Genomic DNA, 16285 nt, shown 5'->3' with positions numbered 1-16285 from the left:
GGGCACCGAAGTCTTCACAGGGGCTGCGCGGGAGCCCCACACGCGCTGTAATGGCGAAGTGGTGAGGAGCGAGGGCGCTGCGATCAGCAGGACCAGAACGGAGCGTGCCGAAGCCGCCCTGGACACGCTCACCGCGGGCCCCGCCACGCCCGATCGGCTCCGCCGGGTCCTCGAACAGGCGCTGGTGTTCGCCGGGGCCGCCTTCGCCGGGGTCTACACGCCCGGCGGCGACCCGGCGCAGCTGCAGCTCGCCGAGTCGGCGGGGCTGCCGCGCACCGTGTACGGGCTCCGCGACGGCTATCCGGCCGCCGGCGGTTCCCCGGTCGCCGACGCCCACCGCACCGGACACCCGCTCTGGCTCGGTCCCGAGCAGCTCGCCGGCTGCCCCGAGGCCCGGCGCACCCCGTCCGCGGACTTCTCCGTGGCCGTCCTGCCGCTGGGCGCGGCGGGCGGCGGCTGTCTGCTGGCCGTCAGCGAGCGCCCCGGCGGCTTCGACGCCGACGACCGTGCCTGTCTGGAGCTGGTCGCCCGCGCCATCGCCGTACCCCACCCGGCCGCGCCCGCCGATGATGGCGGCGAGCTGCCGCCGGACGCCTTCAGCCTCGCCATGGACAGCGGCCGGATCGAGGTCGGTGACGGGATCCTGCGGTTGTTCGGGCTCGCCCGGGACGCCTTCGACGGCCGCGTGGAGACCCTGCTGGCGCTCACCGTCCCCGAGGACCTGCCCGCGCTGATGTCCGTGGTCGAGGCCGACCACATGTCCATCGGCGACCGCGAGCTGGAGTTCCGCGTCCTGCAGCCCTCCGGCCCGCCCAAGTGGCTGCGGCTGCGCGGCCGGCTGCTGGCCGCGGGCGAGGGCCGCTCCGCCCGGCTCGTCGGCACCGTCGCCGACGCCTCCACCCTGCGCTCCGACGTCACCGACGTGGCCCGGGTGCAGCGCCTGGCCGCCGCCCTCGCCACCGCCACCACCGTCAAGGACGTCGGCAAGGCCGTCGTCGCCGCGCTGCGCGGGCCGCTGCAGGCCGACCGGCTCGCGCTCGCCGAACTGGAGAACGACCGGCTCGTCGTCACCGTCCTCGACCCGCCCGAACCCGAGGCCTGGCCCGAGGTGTGGCGCACCGAATGGCGCACCGAGTGGCCCGACGCGCCGGTGCGCGCGATGCCGACCCTGGCCGTCGCGCTGCGCGAGGGCCGCTCCCGCATCTGGCCCGCAGGGAGCCCGCTGGAGCCCGCCCTCGCCGAGGTCGGGCCCGGGGGCCTCGCGGTGCTGCCGCTGCCCGCCGGCGGTCGCATGGCCGGGGCCTGCCTGATCGGCTGGGACCGACCGCACCACTTCAGCCCCGACGAACGGGCCCTGCTCACCGCCTGCGCGGGCCTCGCCGGCCAGGCCCTGCTGCGCGCCCACGCCTTCGACGCCGAGCACGAACTCGTCGGCATGCTCCAGCGCACCCTGCTGCCGCGCCGGCTGCCCAGGCTGCCCGGCGCGGTCGCCGTCGCCCGGTACCTGCCCACCACCGCCGGACTGGAGGTCGGCGGCGACTGGTACGACGTGATCCCGCTCGCCGACCACCATGTGGCCCTCGTCATCGGTGACGTCCAGGGCCACAACGCGGGCGCCGCGACGCTGATGGGCCAGATGCGCACGGCACTGCGCGCCTACGCCGCCGAGGGCCACGCGCCGGACGTGGTCGTCGCCCACGCCAACCGGCTCCTCCTGGACATGGAGACCGACCTCTTCGCCACCTGCGCCTACGTCGACGTCGACATGGAGGAGGGCACCGCGTGGTGCGTGCGGGCCGGCCATCTCCAGCCCGTGCTGCGCCACCCGGACGGCACCGCCGAGATCCTGCGGGCGGAGGGCGGCCCACCGCTCGGCGTCCTCTCCCAGGCCGAGTTCCCGATGACCCCGCTGCGGCTGCTGCCCGGCACGGTGATCGCGCTGACCACCGACGGACTGGTGGAGTCGCCGGGCGCCGACATCGACGTCGGCATGGACCGGCTCGCCGCCCAACTGGCCGCCGCCGACCCCGAACACCTCGGGCTGGTCGCCGACGTGCTCCTCACCGGCGCCCACCGCGGCGACGACGTCGCCCTGCTGCTGATGCGCTACGACGGGATGGCCGTCCGTCCGCTGCGGGAGAGCTGGACGGTGTGGCGGGTGCCGGAGGCGGTGCGGCACGCCCGCCGCTTCACCCGGCGTACGCTGCGCGTCTGGGGTGTCTCGCAGGACACCCTGGACGCGGCCCTGCTGGTGGTCTCCGAACTCGTCACCAACGCCCTGGTGCACACCGACGGCCAGGTCCGCCTCGACCTCTCCCTGGTCAACCACCGCCTCCGCCTCGCCGTCGCCGACTCCTCCCCGCGCAGCCCCGTCAAGCCCACCAGCCTCGGCTGGGAGGCCACCGGCGGCCGGGGCATCCTGCTCGTGGAAGCGGTGTCGGCGGCCTGGGGGACGGTCCCGGTCAGCGGCGGCAAACAGGTATGGGCGGACCTCGTACCTCTCCACTGACCACCACGACCGCCCCCACCTGTGGCTGCTGACCGCGGGTGCCGGCTCCGGCCTGGGCGGCTGACCGCCACACGGGTGCGTTTCCGGAGGTTGGTGGGGCCTGGGGAGGCGTATCCGGGAAGGCGTGCCTAGGGTCGATAGGTGTGGTGCACACCTTCGACGAACTCGTGCAGAAGCAGCGCGCGGCCGACGCGGCCCAGGCCACGGTCGAGGAACTGCGGGACGCCTACGGCCCGCCGGCCGAGCGGGGGATGACCGGCGCCCAGTCGGGCACCTACGAGACCGCCCTGCGTGCCTGGCGGGACCTGGCCCGGGACGTGCAGACCGCGCTGAGCGAGTTCGCGAGGGACACGGGCCGGCCGCGCCCCGAGGTGGAGGCGGAGGTGGCCCGCGCGGCGGCGGAGCCCGAGGACGCATGAGCAGAACCGGCCGCCGCGCGGAGCGGTTGGCGGACGCCGCGGACGCCCGGCTGCCCGTGTACGAGGGCGGCCCCCTGCTGCGCAAGGCGTTCCCCGACCACTGGTCCTTCCTGCTCGGCGAACTCGCCCTGTACAGCCTGCTGGTGCTGGTCCTGACCGGGGTCTGGCTGACCCTGTTCTTCCAGCCGGAGATGCGCGAGGTCGTCTACACGGGCTCCTACGTGCCGCTGCAGGGAGTGCGCATGTCGGCCGCCTTCGACTCCACCCTGCACATCAGCTTCGACGTGCGCGGCGGACTGCTGATGCGGCAGACCCACCACTGGGCCGCGCTGGTCTTCGTCGCCGCGATCGGCGCGCACCTGCTGCGGATCTTCTTCACCGGCGCCTTCCGCCGGCCGCGCGAGCTGAACTGGACGATCGGCGTGACCCTGTTCGCTCTCTCGCTCGCCGAGGGCTTCGCCGGCTACTCGCTCCCCGACGACCTGCTCTCCGGCACCGGGCTGCGCATCGCGCAGGGCATCATGCTGTCGATCCCGGTCGTCGGCACGTACGTGGCGTTCTTCGCCTTCGGCGGCCAGTACCCGGCCCACGACATCGTCACCCGCCTGTATCCCGTGCACGTCCTGCTGCTCCCGGGCCTCCTGCTCGCCCTGGTCGCCGCACACCTGATCCTGGTGGTGCAGCTCAAGCACACCCAGTGGCGCGGCCCGGGCCACACCCACCGCAACGCCGTCGGCAAGCCGTTCCTCCCGCAGTTCACCGGCTCCTCCGGCGGCCTGGCCGTCATCGTCGCCGGCGTGCTGGTACTGCTGGCGGGCATCGCCCAGGTCAACCCGGTCTGGAACTACGGCCCCTACCGCCCCGACCAGGTCTCCACCGCCTCCCAGCCCGACTGGTACGTCGGCTTCCTGGAGGGCGCGCTGCGGCTGGTCCCGGCGTGGGAGACGAACCTCGCGGGGCACACCCTGATGTGGAACGTCCTGCTTCCCGCGGTCGTCCTGCCCGGCCTGCTGTTCGCCGTCCTGTACGCCTATCCGTTCGTGGAACAGCGGCTGACGGGGGAGTGGTGGGCCGAGCGGCACCTGTGCGACCGGCCCCGCGAGCGGCCGGTGCGCACCGGCCTCGGCGTGGCGGGCACGGTGTTCTACGGCGTACTGCTGCTGGCCGGCGGCAACGACGTCATCGCCCAGACCTTCCACGTCTCCGTCAACGCCATCACCTGGGTGCTGCGCGTCGCCTTCGTCGTGGCCCCGGTCCTCGCCTTCCTGGTCACCCGGTGGCTGTGCCGGGCCCTGACGGCGGCCGAGAACGAGCGGCTGGCCGAGGGCGTGCCCACGGGCGACATCCGGCAGAGCGTCACCGGCGGCTACGAGACCGATCACGAACCCGTCGCGGGGCACCGGCCCGGCGCCCCGCGCAGACCGCTCACCGGTGCGCGTACTGGAACACCATCCCGAACACCCCCCGCGCCAGAACGCCCAGGCCGATGAGGAACAGCCACAGGCCGTACACCACGCCGGTCGCCGTCAGCGCGAAACCCAGTGCGGTGACGATCGGGAACAGGCTCTCATCGGGGAAGAAGGCCACCGGCCCGGCCCCGTCCGCCACTTCCGCCTCGGTGCGGTCCTGCGCCCGCGTGCCCCGGCGCCGGTACTGGACCAGGCAGAAGAACGCGACCAGTCCGGCCATCCCGCACGCAACGACCAGTGCGGTCGTGCCCGTCTCGTCCTGCGACCACATCCCGTACAGCGCCGCGGACCCGCCGAAGAACGCCGCGACCCCGCCGAACAGCATCGCCTCCGCCTTCATCGCGCCAGCTCCTCCCCGGCCGGGCTCTCGATCTCCGGATGGTGCAGGTCGAACGCCGGGGATTCCGAGCGGATGCGGGGCAGCGCGACGAAGTTGTGCCGCGGCGGCGGGCAGGACGTCGCCCACTCCAGGCCGCGCCCCCATCCCCATGGATCGTCCACGGTGACCCGCTCGCCCTTCGTGGCGGTGCGCCAGACGTTGTAGAGGAAGGGCAGGGTGGAGACGCCCAGCAGGAACGCACCCGTGGACGAGAGGGTGTTGAGCAGCGTGAAGCCGTCCTCGGGCAGGTAGTCCGCGTACCGGCGGGGCATGCCGGCCTCGCCCAGCCAGTGCTGCACCAGGAAGGTCAGCTGGAAGGCCGGGAACAGCAGCCAGAAGTGCACCTTGCCGAGCCGCTCGTCCAGCATCTTGCCGGTGAACTTCGGCCACCAGAAGTAGAAGCCCGCGAACATCGCGAACACCACCGTGCCGAACAGCACATAGTGCAGGTGCGCCACGATGAAGTAGGTGTCGGTGAGATGGAAGTCCAGGGGCGGCGAGGCGATCAGCACCCCGCTCAGCCCGCCCAGCAGGAACGACACCAGAAAGCCCATCGACCACAGCATCGGGGTCTCGAACGACACCGAGCCGTGCCACATCGTGCCGATCCACGCGAAGAACTTGATGCCCGTGGGCACCGCGATCAGGAACGACATGATCGAGAAGAACGGCAGCAACACGGCGCCGGTGGCGAACATGTGGTGCGCCCACACCACCGCCGACAGCATGGTGATCGCGATCGTCGCCCCGATCATCGGCAGATAGCCGAACAGCGGCTTGCGGGAGAACACCGGGATGATCTCCGAGATGATCCCGAAGAACGGCAGCGCCACGATGTAGACCTCGGGATGCCCGAAGAACCAGAACAGGTGCTGCCACAGCAGGGCTCCGCCGTTCGCCGCGTCGAAGACGTGCGCCCCGAACTTCCGGCCGGCCTCAAGCGCCAGCAGTGCCGCCGTGAGCACCGGGAACGCGGGCAGGATCAGGATCGAGGTGAACAGCACGTTCCAGGTGAAGATGGGCATCCGGAACATCGTCAGGCCCGGGGCGCGCAGGCACAGGATCGTGGCGATGAAGTTCACCGCGGTCAGCGTCGTCGACACACCCGCGACCACCAGCCCCATCGCCCACAGGTCGCCGCCCGCGCCGGGGGAGAAGTAGGCGCTGTTCAGCGGCGCGTAGGCGAACCAGCCGAACGCCGCCGCCCCGCCGGGCACCAGAAAGCCGGAGACCACCATCAGGCCGCCGAACAGGAACATCCAGTACGACAGCGCGTTCAGCCGCGGGAAGGCCAGGTCCGGCGCGCCGATCTGCAGCGGCATCACAGCGTTGGCGAACCCGGCGAACATCGGGGTCGCGAACAGCAGCATCATGATCGTGCCGTGGATCGTGAAGAACTGGTTGTAGCCGTGCTGGCTCAGGAACTGCAGACCCGGCCGGGCCAGTTCCGCGCGCATCCCGAGGGCGAGCAGTCCGGCGAGCAGGAAGAAACAGAACGCCGTGACCATGTAGAGCCGGCCGATCACCTTGTGGTCGGCCGTGGAGGCCCAGCGCAGCAGGGCCCGGCCGGGGCGCGGGGCGGGCGCCGTGTAGCGCGCGACGACCTCGCGAGTATCCGACATTTCCGGTAGTTCCGTCATCGCGGTCGACGCTACTCCCCGTGACCGGCGGCCTGCCGCGCGCCACGCCCTCCCGCCCGGGGTCGTATCCGCCGCTCGGCCGGGTACCCGGTGGCCATGAACTCCGCCATGCACACAGCCGCCACGAGCACCCAGGTGTTCGGGTACGTCCTTATCCTGCTCGCCGGGGTCGCCTGCGTCGCCGGACTGCTCTGGGCCTTCCGGCTCGGCTTCCAGGTGCGCCGGCGCGAACCGGCCCCGCCGCGCCCCGACGAGCATCCCCGGATGCCGGCGTCCGGCCCGGTCCGCGAGACCTTCGAGATGCGTGAACCGGACGAGGTGCCCCGGGCCGCGGGCGACAGCGAGCGGCTCACCCCCTACCAGGTCGGCACCGTCCGCTCCCGGCGCGCCGACGACCAGCGCCGCCCGCGCTGGTCGCCCGGCTCCAGCGGATCCTTCGGCGGCGGAGGCGGCGGCCGGACCTGATCGGCCGCCGCGTTTGCGGACACGGCGGCACGGGGACCCGGTGGGGCACAGATCGCACACGGATCGCACACGGACCGCGCGGGGCCGGTGGACCGGCCCCGCCCGGCGCACGACGCAGAAGGAAGATGGACGACGTGACCGCGCCCGCGCATCCCAGTGACAAAACCGACCTCCCCTACGCCGAGACCGGCTGGGCCAAGGCCCGCCGACGCCGGGACCGGGGAGTGCGCACATGTCTTCCCGCCGTCGCGGACCGCGGTCCCGCGCAACGGCAGGGCGCCGTCGCCGAGGACCACATCGTGCGGGGCGAGGACTGAGGGAGCTGGTGCCCTCCGGCCGGTCCGGCACCCGGGAACGCCCCCTCGGCCTCGCGCACGCCGTGCTCGTCGCACGGCACTTCCTCGGCGACGACGATTTCGTGATGCTGTGGGGCGTGTTGCGCACTGCCCGGCTGTACGGCGGGCACGGCGGGAACTTCGGTGTCGACCCGCGGCATCATCGCGGAGTTCGGCGGCCGGGAGCGCTCGCCGTGTGCCGTCAGCCGCTGAACTCCCCCGAGCGCAGCCGCTGGTAGTGGGCGGAGCAGTCCGCGTACGTGGGCAGCAGCCCGGACCGCTCCGCCTCGGCCAGGGACGGCGCCTCGGCGTCCTTCGGCGACAGCAGCGGCTCGATGCCCTGCGGCCAGGCGATGCCCAGCGCCGGGTCGAGCGGGTGCAGCCCGTGCTCGTGCTTCGGCGCGTACCCGGCCGAGCACAGGTACACCACCGTGGCGTCGTCGGTGAGCGCCATGAAGGCGTGCCCGAGGCCTTCGGCGAGGAACACCGCACGCCGGGTGTCCTCGTCCAGCCGTACGGCCTCCCACTGTGCGAAGGTGGGGGAGCCGACGCGGATGTCCACGACCACGTCGAGGACGGCACCGCGCACGCACGTGACGTACTTGGCCTGGCCGGGCGGCACGTCGGCGAAGTGGACGCCGCGCAGCACGCCTCGCCGGGACACCGAGCAGTTGGCCTGGGCGAGGTCCAGGTCGTAGCCGGTGGCCTCGCGGAACTCCGCGCCCCGGTACCATTCGTGGAAGCTGCCCCGCTCGTCCGGGAACACCCGGGGCTCCAGCACCCAGGCGTCACCTACCCCCAGTTGCCGCACGCCGTCATGCCTTCCGTGTCGTGGTGGTCGTCCCCGTTCCCCGTACGCCGCCGAGCAGGCGCCGTGCCCCGCGCAGCAGCCGGCGCAGCATACCGGGCGGCGCCGGGCGGACCACCCGCAGCAGCAGGGGCAGCCTCAGGATCCGTCCGCCGGTCGGGCGCGGTTCGGTGCGCCACAGGGCGCTGCGCAGCTCGCGCAGCGGCAGATCGGCCGCCAGCAGCGCGTGGACGCCGTCGGCGCAGTCCGGGCCGGTCCAGGAAGGCGCGCCGGAGCATCTTGTGCGGGGCGAGGCTGTCGATCAGGGGCGCGTTCTCGACCGTGGCGTGCGGGTGGTTGCGGCGGAACAGCTCCACCGGCACGGGCCGGCCCCTTCCGGCCGTCTTGCCGACGATCACATCGGCCGTGTTCGCCACTCCGTAGTCGTACATCCGCTCCAGGGCCTCGTCGCCGAGCGCGTCCAGACGGGGCGGGGTGGCGTCGGCGGAGCGGTCGTCCACGAAGAGCAGTTCGTACGCGTCGATGTCCGGCCCCGGGTTGTACACGGGGACGATGACGCTGACCTTGACCGGCATCCGGCTCCAAGCCCCCTTTGTTCGCTCCCCGTTGCCTCCTTGGCGCGGTGAGCGTGGCCGCATGCTAACCCGGCCCCTTGCCGCGGATGCGTGTCACCCCGCTCCGCGGCAAGGGGCCGGGCCCGGCGGTCAGGCGTGGGTCTTGGCGAGGAGCTCCAGGACCTCGGCGGTCGTGCCGCTCTCGCCGAGCCGCGGGAAGATCCGCTCGACACTGTTGGCGTGCGCCTCGGGGACGGCGTCGGCCATCGCGTCGGTGGCGAGGGTGACGTGGTAGCCGTGGGCGTAGGCGTCGCGGGCGGTGGACTCCACGCCGATGCTGGTCGCGATGCCGGTCAGCACGATCTGGGTGATACCCCGGCGGCGCAGCTGGACGTCCAGGTCGGTGCCGTGGAAGGCGCTCCAGTTGTGCTTGGTGACGCGGATGTCGCCGGGGTGGCCGGTCAGTTCCTCGACGAGGACGTCCCAGCCCTCGGGGAAGGCGAGCCCGCGCGCCTGCTGCTCGGTGCGGCCGGGGACGGCGTCGGCCCAGTCGGGCGCGAAGGAGACGCGGACGAGAACGACGGGCAGGTTCCGGGAGCGGAAGGCGTCCGCCAGTTCGGCGGTGCGGGAGACGACGTCCGCGGCCGCGTGCGGCTGGACGGGCATGCCCACGATCCCGTTCTGCAGGTCGATCGCGACGAGGGCGGTACGGGGGTCGAGCGTGGTGAGCGACATGAGTCGGTCGGGCCTTTCCGGTGGTTCGGTGGGTGGTGGGGGTGAGCCGGCCGAGCGAGCGGTCCGGCAGGGCCGTCGCCGGGCAGTGGCGCGGTGCCGGCGAGCATGAACGGGGCCAGGCCGTGCAGCCCGGCAGTGTCGGCGCGGGACGCGTGAAACGCCGCGGTCGCGGCGGACGCGCCCGGCGCGCCGAGGTACATGGAGATCCGCAGCGGCCCGGCCGCGGAGGCGATCCGCTCCGGATCGGCCTGCCGGTGCAGGATGTTCTGCGCGGCCGGGCCGATGAGGACCTGCGGGACGCCGAGCAGCGCCCGGGTCCGGGCGGGCCCGTGGGCCCGGTCGACCGCGGCGGACAACGGGTGCGCGTCCGGGTTGGCGGTGGCCGGCGCGGCGAGCACCTCCGAGGGGCTGTCCCCTCCGGTGCGTTCCGCCTCGCTGCGGGTCGGCCGCAGGGCCGCCGGGTGCGCCGCCGAGGTCCCGAAGTCCCGTGGGACCCGCGCCGCGATCGGTGCGCCCAGCGAGGGCGCGAGCCCGCCGAGCAGCCTGGCGACGCCGACCAGGGCCGTACGGGCGAGGTGGAGCCCACACGGACCGAACGGCATCGGCGGGGTCGGCCGGCGCTCGAATCCCGCAGGGGCGGGGCGGGTGACCTTCCCGGTGCGTCCGGCGAGCCTCGGTATCACGGCTGCGACAGCCGTTCCACCAGCTCCAGTGCCGTCAGGACCGTCTGCCGTTCCTCCTCCGTGTAGCGGTCCTGGAAGGCGCGGGCCAGCCACTCCTCGCGGACCTGGCGGTTGCCCTCTGTCCGGGCCCTCCCCGCGTCGGTCAGGGTGACCAGCTGGCGGCGGCCGTCGTCGGGATCGGGGGCGCGCCGGATCAGACCGTGCTGGTCCAGTGCGGCGAGTGTGGTCGCCATCGACTGCGGGCGTACGCCCTCGGCGGCGGCGAGTGCGCTGGCCGTGGCGGCGCCGTGCTTGCCGACCAGGGTGAGCGCCGACTCCTGGGAGGGGCTGAGGTCGGTGTCCTGCGCGACCTCGCGGATACGGCGCCGCAGCCGGCTGAAGACCACGCGCAGATCGCGCGCGGCACGTGCGGCGGAGTCGGAGATGTCAGCCATGCCGCCCACCCTAGGACCGACAGCCGAAACTGTCCAGTCTGGGCTGTTCAGTTTTGCCTGAATGAATGCCGGGTACTCGCCCGTCCTCGGACAGCGCAGCACGTCGGTGAACGCAGTACGTCGGTGAACACAAGGAGCGCAGATGACCCCTCCGGACACGTCCGGCCTGGAGGCGGCTCTTCGCGCCGAGGTGGACGGCGAGGTCCGCTTCGACGCCGGCAGCCGCGGTGCCTACGCCACGGACGGTTCCAACTACCGGCAGGTCCCCCTGGGCGTCGTCGTCCCCCGCACCGTCGAGGAGGGCGCCCGGGCGCTGTCGGCGTGCGCACGCTTCGACGCCCCCGTCCTCTCCCGGGGCGGTGGCACCAGCCTGGCCGGACAGTCGACCAACACGGCCGTCGTGATCGACTGGAGCAAGTACTGCACCCGGCTGATCTCCGTCGATCCCGTGCGGCGCACCTGTGTGGTCGAGCCCGGCATCGTCCTGGACGAGCTGAACCGCCAACTCGCCTCGCACAAGCTCCAGTTCGGGCCGAAACCCTCCACCCACAGCCACTGCGCACTCGGCGGCATGATCGGCAACAACTCCTGCGGCGCCTCCGCGCAGGCCTACGGCAAGACCGTCGACAACGTCCGGCGGCTGGAGATCCGCACCTACGACGGACAGCGTGCCTGGGTCGGCCCCACCCCGCCCGACGAGCGCGCCCGGATCATCTCGGGCGGCGGCCGGCTCGCCGAGATCTACGCCGGCCTCGACCGCATCGCCACCGAGTACCTCGCCGACATCCGCCGCGGTTACCCGAAGATCCCGCGCCGCGTCTCCGGCTACAACCTCGACTCCCTGCTGCCCGAGAACGGCTTCGACGTGGCCAGGGCGCTCGTCGGCAGCGAGGGCACCCTGGTCACCGTCCTGCGCGCCGAACTCGACCTCGTCCCGGTGCCGCCGTACCAGTCGCTGCTGGTCCTCGGCTACGACGACATCTGCGCCGCCGCCGATGACGTGCCCCGCCTGCTGGAGCACTGCTCGCCCAGCCAGCTGGAGGCGCTGGACGACCGCATGGCGCAGCTGATGCGCGAGGAGGGCGCCTACCTCGACTCGCTCGACGCACTGCCCGAGGGCCGCAGCTGGCTGTTGGTGCAGTACAGCGGAGACACTCAGGAGGACGTGGACGAGCAGGCCCACGCCCTGCTGCGCGCCGTCGGCCGCGACGAGAAGGAGAGTGCCGTCGCCTTCTCCGACGACCCCGAACGCGAGCAGAAGATGCTCAAGGCCCGCGAGGCCGGCCTCGGCGTCACCGCGCGCCCGCCCGACGACCGCGAGACCTGGGAGGGCTGGGAGGACTCCGCCGTACCGCCGGAAAGGCTCGGCGACTATCTGCGGGACCTGAAGCACCTCTTCGACGAGTTCGACTACGACCACCCGTCCCTGTACGGCCACTTCGGGCAGGGCTGCGTCCACACCCGCATCCCCTTCGACCTCAGGACCGCCGACGGCGTGGCCCACTTCCGTCGTTTCGTGGAGCGCGCCGCCGACCTCGTCGCCTCCTACGGCGGCTCCCTGTCGGGCGAGCACGGCGACGGACAGTCCCGCGGCGAACTCCTCACCCGCATGTTCGGCGAACGGCTGGTGACCGCCTTCGGCGAGCTCAAGGCACTCTTCGACCCCCGCGACCGGATGAACCCCGGCAAGATCGTCCGCCCCAACCCCGTCGACGGACAGCTCCGGCTCGGCCCCGGCTGGCGGCCGGTCACCCCCGCGACCCACTTCGACTTCCCCGAGGACGAGCACTCCTTCAACCGCGCGGTCATGCGCTGCGTCGGCATCGGCAACTGCCGCAGTCACTCCGGCGGCGTGATGTGCCCGTCCTACCGGGCCACGATGGAGGAGGAGCACTCCACCCGCGGCCGGGCCCGGCTGCTGTTCGAGATGCTCGACGGCCATGCCGACTCCGCGATCAAGGACGGCTGGCGCTCCACCGCCGTACGTGACGCGCTCGACCTGTGCCTGGCCTGCAAGGGCTGCAAGTCCGACTGCCCGACCGGCGTCGACATGGCCACCCTCAAGGCCGAGTTCCTCGCCCACCACTACGAGGGCCGCATGCGTCCGGCCGCGCACTACGCCCTGGGCCGGCTCCCGGTGTGGGCGCGCCTGTCCCGCCTGGCCCCCTCCCTGGTCAACTCCGCGCTGCACGCGCCCGGTCTGGCCCGCGCGGGCAAACGGCTGGCCGGTGTGGACGGCGCCCGCTCGGCACCGGTGTTCGCCGGGAAGTCCTTCGTCCAGGCATGGCGGGCCCAGGGCCGGGAGCAGCCGGACCCGGCCGACCCGCGCACCGTGGTGCTGTGGCCCGACACCTTCACCAACTACTTCCACCCCGCGATCGCGGCGTCGGCCGTACGCGTCCTGGAGGACGCGGGCTTCCGCGTCGCCGTGCCCACCGAGCCGGTGTGCTGCGGCCTGACCTGGATCTCCACCGGTCAACTCCCCGCGGCCAAGAAGGTGTTGGCCCGCACCTTCGCGGTGCTGCGCCCGTACCTTGAGGCGGGCACACCGGTCATCGGCCTGGAACCCTCCTGCACGGCCGTCTTCCGCGCCGACGCCCCCGAACTGATGCCCGCGGACCAGGACGTGCGGCGACTGGCCGGACAGGTCCGCACCTTCGCCGAACAGCTCGTCCACCACGCCCCCGGCGACTGGCGCCCGCCGCAGCTCGCCCGGCAAGCCACCGTGCAGACCCACTGCCACCAGCACGCCGTCATGAAGTTCGACGCCGACGAGGAACTGATGCGCCGCGCCCACCTGGACGCCGACGTCCTCGACGAGGGCTGCTGCGGGCTCGCCGGCAACTTCGGCTTCGAACGCGGCCACCACGAGGTCTCCATGGCCGTCGCCGAACTGGGCGTCCTGCCCTCCGTGCGCGCCGCAGCACCGGACAGCCTGGTCCTCGCCGACGGCTTCAGCTGCCGCACCCAGATCGAGGAGGGCGGCACCGGCCGCCGCGCCCTGCACCTGGCCGAGGCCCTGGCGCTCGCCCTCGACGGCAACCTGCCCAGCGACCACCCGGAACGCCTGGCCGACCGCCCGCCCGAGCCCTCGCCGGCGGCCCGTTGGGCGACGACCGCCTCCGCCGCCGCGTTGGGCGCGGGCGCCGCGTACGGACTGGGCCGGCTCAGGAGGCGGGCGTGACCGACCGACCGGCCGTCGACGACGTCGACACCGCCGTCTACACCGTGCCCACCGACGGCCCCGAGGCCGACGGCACCCTGGCCTGGGACAGGACCACCCTCGTCCTGGTCACCGCCCGCTCGGGCACCACCACCGGCCTCGGCTACACCTACGCACCGGCAGCCACCGCCCACGTCGTCCGCGAACTCCTCGCCGGCACCGTCACCGGGCTCCCGGCGCTCGATGTGCCGCGCGCCAACGAGCGGATGTGCCGGGCGGTACGCAACGCCGGACTGCCCGGTGTGGCCGCCCAGGCGACCGCCGCCGTCGACATCGCCCTGTGGGACCTCAAGGCCCGCCTGCTCGGCCTGCCCCTCGTCGCCCTGCTCGGCGCCGCCCGCGACGACGTGCCCGTCTACGGCAGCGGCGGCTTCACCACCTACGACGCCGAGCGCCAGCACCGCCAACTGCGCGGCTGGGCCGAGGACGAGGGCATCCCCCGGGTCAAGATCAAGATCGGCGAGTCGTGGGGCGGTCAGGAGCGCCGCGACCTCGAACGGGTCGACCGGGCGCGGGCGAGCGTCGGCGACGCGGTCGAGCTGTACGTCGACGCCAACGGGGGCTACACCGGCGGGCAGGCCGCGCGCGTCGGCGGCGCGCTCGCGGACCGGGGCGTCACCTGGTTCGAGGAACCGGTGTCCTCCGACCACCTGACGCTGCTCGCGGACCTCCGCGGCCGCCTCCCGATGGACGTCACCGCCGGCGAGTACGGCTACACCCTGCCCTACTTCGAGCACATGCTGGCCGCCGGGGCGGTCGACTGTCTCCAGGCCGATGCCACCCGGTGCTGCGGCATCACCGTCTGGCTGCGCGCCGCCGCGCTCGCCCACGCGCGGGGGATCGACATCTCCGGCCACTGCGCCCCGCACGCCCACGCGCACGCCGCCGCGGCCGTACCCAATCTGCGCCACCTGGAGTGGTTCCACGACCACGTCCGCATCGAGCGGCTCCTCTTCGACGGCGTCCTCGACCCCGGCGGCGGCAGCATCACGCCGGGTGCCGACGGGGCACCCGGGCTGGGGCTGAGCCTCGTGGCGGAACGGGCCGATCCGTACCGGGTGCAGTGAAGTCACCGCACGGGAAAGGGAGTTGATCATGCCATCGACCGTCGTCATCACCGGTGCCAGCGCCGGGATCGGGCGCGCCACCGCCCGTCTGTACGGCCGGCGCGGCGCGAACGTCGTCCTGGTCGCGCGCGGCGAGGGTGGCCTGCGGGCGGCGGCGGACGAGGTCGCGGCCCTCGGCGGACACCCCCTCGTGCAGATTGCCGACATGGCGGACCAGGCCCGGGTCGAGGCCGTCGCCGAGGCCGCGGAGGAGGAGTTCGGCCCGGTCGACGTATGGATCAACTGCGCCTTCGCGACCGTGTTCGCGCCGTTCGACGAGATCACCCCCGAGGAGTTCCGGCGGATCACCGACGTCACCTACCTCGGCTTCGTCAACGGCACCCGCTCGGCCCTCAGGCGCATGCTCCCGCGCGACCGGGGCACGATCGTGCAGGTCGGCTCGGCGCTCGGGGAGCGGTCGATCCCGCTGCAGTCCGCGTACTGCGGCGCCAAGCACGCCATCAACGGCTTCACCTCCGCCCTGCGCACGGAACTGCTGCACCGCGGCAGCGGCGTCCACGTCACCGTGGTCCAGATGCCCGCGGTCAACACCCCCCAGTTCGAATGGGTCCGCTCCCGGCTCTCGAAGCACCCCATGCCGGTGCCGCCGATCTACCAGCCGGAGGTCGCCGCCCGGGCCGTGCTGTACGCGGCCGACCACCCGCGCCGCAAGCAGTACTACGTCGGCGCCGGCGCCGCGGCCACGATCTGGGCCAACCGGCTCGCCCCGGCCCTGCTCGACCGCTATCTCGCCCGCACCGGCTTCGACGCCCAGCAGACCGACCGGATCCCGCCCGCCGGACTGGACAACCTCTTCGCGCCCGTGGACCAGGACCCCGCCGCGGACCAGGGCTCCCACGGCTCCTTCGACGACAGCGCCCACCCGCGCTCCTGGCAGCAGACCCTGGCCCGGCACCCCGCCGCCACCGCCCTCGGCACCGGCGCCGCCGTAGTCGGCGCGGTCAGCGGCATCCGCCGGCTGACCTCCGGGTCCGCATAGGCTTGAGGCCGTGCGCCTCCTGCTCATGTCCGACACCCATCTGCCCCAGCGCGCCAAACGGCTCCCCGAGCCGCTGCTCGCCGAACTCCCGTGCGCGGACGTCGTGTTCCACGCCGGGGACTGGGTCGACACCGCCACCCTGGACCTGCTGGAGAGCCGCAGCCGCCGGCTCGTCGGGGTCCACGGCAACAACGACGGCCCGGACCTACGGGCCCGGCTCCCCGAGGTGGCGTACGCCGAACTGGACGGCCTGCGCTTCGGCGTCGTCCACGAGACCGGCCCCGCGCAGGGCCGTGCGGCCCGCTGCGCCGCCCGCTTCCCCGACCTCGACGTCCTGGTCTTCGGCCACAGCCACATCCCCTGGGACACCACCGCACCGACCGGCCTGCGCCTGCTCAACCCCGGCTCACCGACCGACCGCCGCCGCCAGCCCCACTGCACGTACATGACCGCCGTGCTCGCCGACGGTGCGCTCACCGACGTGACCCTGCACCGCCTGCCGCAGCGGTGACGTCCTGTGCCAGGA

15 protein-coding genes and 1 pseudogene are annotated in these 16285 nt (G+C 73.2%); 10 read left to right on the top strand and 6 right to left on the bottom strand.

Translation table 11 applies throughout. From position 1 onward, the window contains the following. Nucleotides 1-61: 61 nt before the first annotated feature. From ACFYZB_RS31655 to ACFYZB_RS31645, 3 genes are all read left to right on the top strand, one after another. Nucleotides 62-2509 carry a SpoIIE family protein phosphatase gene (locus ACFYZB_RS31655; protein ID WP_388764503.1) on the top strand — a complete coding sequence of 816 codons (2448 nt, stop codon included), beginning with the start codon at nucleotides 62-64 and terminating at the stop codon, nucleotides 2507-2509. Nucleotides 2510-2652: 143 nt separating this feature from the next. Further along, nucleotides 2653-2928 (top strand): hypothetical protein, encoded by a 276-nt coding sequence (locus tag ACFYZB_RS31650; protein ID WP_351211805.1) that lies wholly within the window; start codon nucleotides 2653-2655, stop codon nucleotides 2926-2928. Next, nucleotides 2925-4418 (top strand): cytochrome bc complex cytochrome b subunit, encoded by a 1494-nt coding sequence (locus ACFYZB_RS31645; RefSeq protein WP_388764387.1) that lies wholly within the window; start codon nucleotides 2925-2927, stop codon nucleotides 4416-4418. Before ACFYZB_RS31650 ends, ACFYZB_RS31645 begins: the two co-directional genes overlap by 4 nt. Here the strand turns inward: ACFYZB_RS31645 and ACFYZB_RS31640 are convergent. Further along, nucleotides 4354-4737 (bottom strand): cytochrome c oxidase subunit 4, encoded by a 384-nt coding sequence (locus tag ACFYZB_RS31640; RefSeq protein ID WP_351211801.1) that lies wholly within the window; start codon nucleotides 4735-4737, stop codon nucleotides 4354-4356. The genes ACFYZB_RS31645 and ACFYZB_RS31640 overlap by 65 nt on opposite strands. After that, nucleotides 4734-6398 (bottom strand): cytochrome c oxidase subunit I, encoded by a 1665-nt coding sequence (ctaD, locus tag ACFYZB_RS31635; protein ID WP_351211799.1) that lies wholly within the window; start codon nucleotides 6396-6398, stop codon nucleotides 4734-4736. Before ctaD ends, ACFYZB_RS31640 begins: the two co-directional genes overlap by 4 nt. Nucleotides 6399-6512: 114 nt before the next feature. Here ctaD and ACFYZB_RS31630 point away from each other — a divergent pair, with 114 nt between their 5' ends. The 3 genes from ACFYZB_RS31630 to ACFYZB_RS31620 all read left to right on the top strand — a co-directional run bounded on the left by ACFYZB_RS31630 (nucleotide 6513) and on the right by ACFYZB_RS31620 (nucleotide 7455). Then, complete coding sequence (locus tag ACFYZB_RS31630) at nucleotides 6513-6881, top strand: DUF6479 family protein (protein ID WP_351211797.1); 369 nt, start codon at nucleotides 6513-6515, stop codon at nucleotides 6879-6881. A 125-nt stretch (nucleotides 6882-7006) separates the two neighbouring features. Further along, nucleotides 7007-7198, top strand: coding sequence for a hypothetical protein (locus tag ACFYZB_RS31625; RefSeq protein ID WP_388764385.1), 192 nt, complete (start codon nucleotides 7007-7009; stop codon nucleotides 7196-7198). 8 nt (nucleotides 7199-7206) lie between these two features. Next, nucleotides 7207-7455 (top strand): hypothetical protein, encoded by a 249-nt coding sequence (locus ACFYZB_RS31620; RefSeq protein ID WP_388764517.1) that lies wholly within the window; start codon nucleotides 7207-7209, stop codon nucleotides 7453-7455. Here the strand turns inward: ACFYZB_RS31620 and rfbC are convergent. From rfbC to ACFYZB_RS31600, 4 genes and pseudogenes are all read right to left on the bottom strand, one after another. Beyond that, nucleotides 7419-8027, bottom strand: a complete 609-nt coding sequence (gene rfbC, locus ACFYZB_RS31615) for a dTDP-4-dehydrorhamnose 3,5-epimerase (protein ID WP_388764383.1) — start codon at nucleotides 8025-8027, stop codon at nucleotides 7419-7421. The two genes, ACFYZB_RS31620 and rfbC, sit on opposite strands and share 37 nt — an antisense overlap. A gap of 236 nt (nucleotides 8028-8263) precedes the next feature. Next, nucleotides 8264-8599 (bottom strand): annotated as a pseudogene (locus ACFYZB_RS31610) (glycosyltransferase family 2 protein); the annotation flags it as partial. Between the two features lie 129 nt (nucleotides 8600-8728). Next, a complete protein-coding gene (locus tag ACFYZB_RS31605) occupies nucleotides 8729-9313 on the bottom strand; it encodes a hydrolase (RefSeq protein WP_388764381.1) in 585 nt (194 codons plus the stop codon). Nucleotides 9314-9992: 679 nt separating this feature from the next. After that, entirely contained in the window at nucleotides 9993-10430 is a 438-nt protein-coding gene (locus tag ACFYZB_RS31600) for a MarR family winged helix-turn-helix transcriptional regulator (RefSeq protein ID WP_388764379.1), read from the bottom strand. 142 nt (nucleotides 10431-10572) lie between these two features. Between ACFYZB_RS31600 and ACFYZB_RS31595 the strand changes: the two genes are divergently transcribed. The 4 genes from ACFYZB_RS31595 to ACFYZB_RS31580 are packed head-to-tail and all read left to right on the top strand — an operon-like array spanning nucleotide 10573 to nucleotide 16270. After that, entirely contained in the window at nucleotides 10573-13614 is a 3042-nt protein-coding gene (locus ACFYZB_RS31595; protein WP_388764377.1) for an FAD-binding and (Fe-S)-binding domain-containing protein, read from the top strand. Next, on the top strand, nucleotides 13611-14720 hold the full coding sequence (locus tag ACFYZB_RS31590; RefSeq protein WP_388764375.1) for an enolase C-terminal domain-like protein: 1110 nt from the start codon (nucleotides 13611-13613) through the stop codon (nucleotides 14718-14720). The genes ACFYZB_RS31595 and ACFYZB_RS31590 overlap by 4 nt, the downstream gene beginning before the upstream one ends. A gap of 28 nt (nucleotides 14721-14748) precedes the next feature. Beyond that, the gene (locus ACFYZB_RS31585) at nucleotides 14749-15759 is read left to right on the top strand and encodes an SDR family oxidoreductase (RefSeq protein WP_388764373.1); all 1011 of its coding nucleotides are present in this window, start codon (nucleotides 14749-14751) and stop codon (nucleotides 15757-15759) included. A gap of 10 nt (nucleotides 15760-15769) precedes the next feature. Beyond that, nucleotides 15770-16270: a metallophosphoesterase family protein gene (locus ACFYZB_RS31580; protein WP_388764371.1), complete on the top strand. Its 501-nt coding sequence runs from the start codon at nucleotides 15770-15772 to the stop codon at nucleotides 16268-16270. The last annotated feature ends 15 nt before the right edge of the window (nucleotides 16271-16285 follow it).

The sequence above is a fragment of the Streptomyces sp. NPDC001852 genome, from assembly GCF_042891825.1.
Classification (GTDB): Bacteria; Actinomycetota; Actinomycetes; order Streptomycetales; family Streptomycetaceae; genus Streptomyces.
The sequence above is the reverse complement of the archived record's forward strand: the minus strand, read 5'-3'. Positions and strand labels throughout refer to the sequence as shown.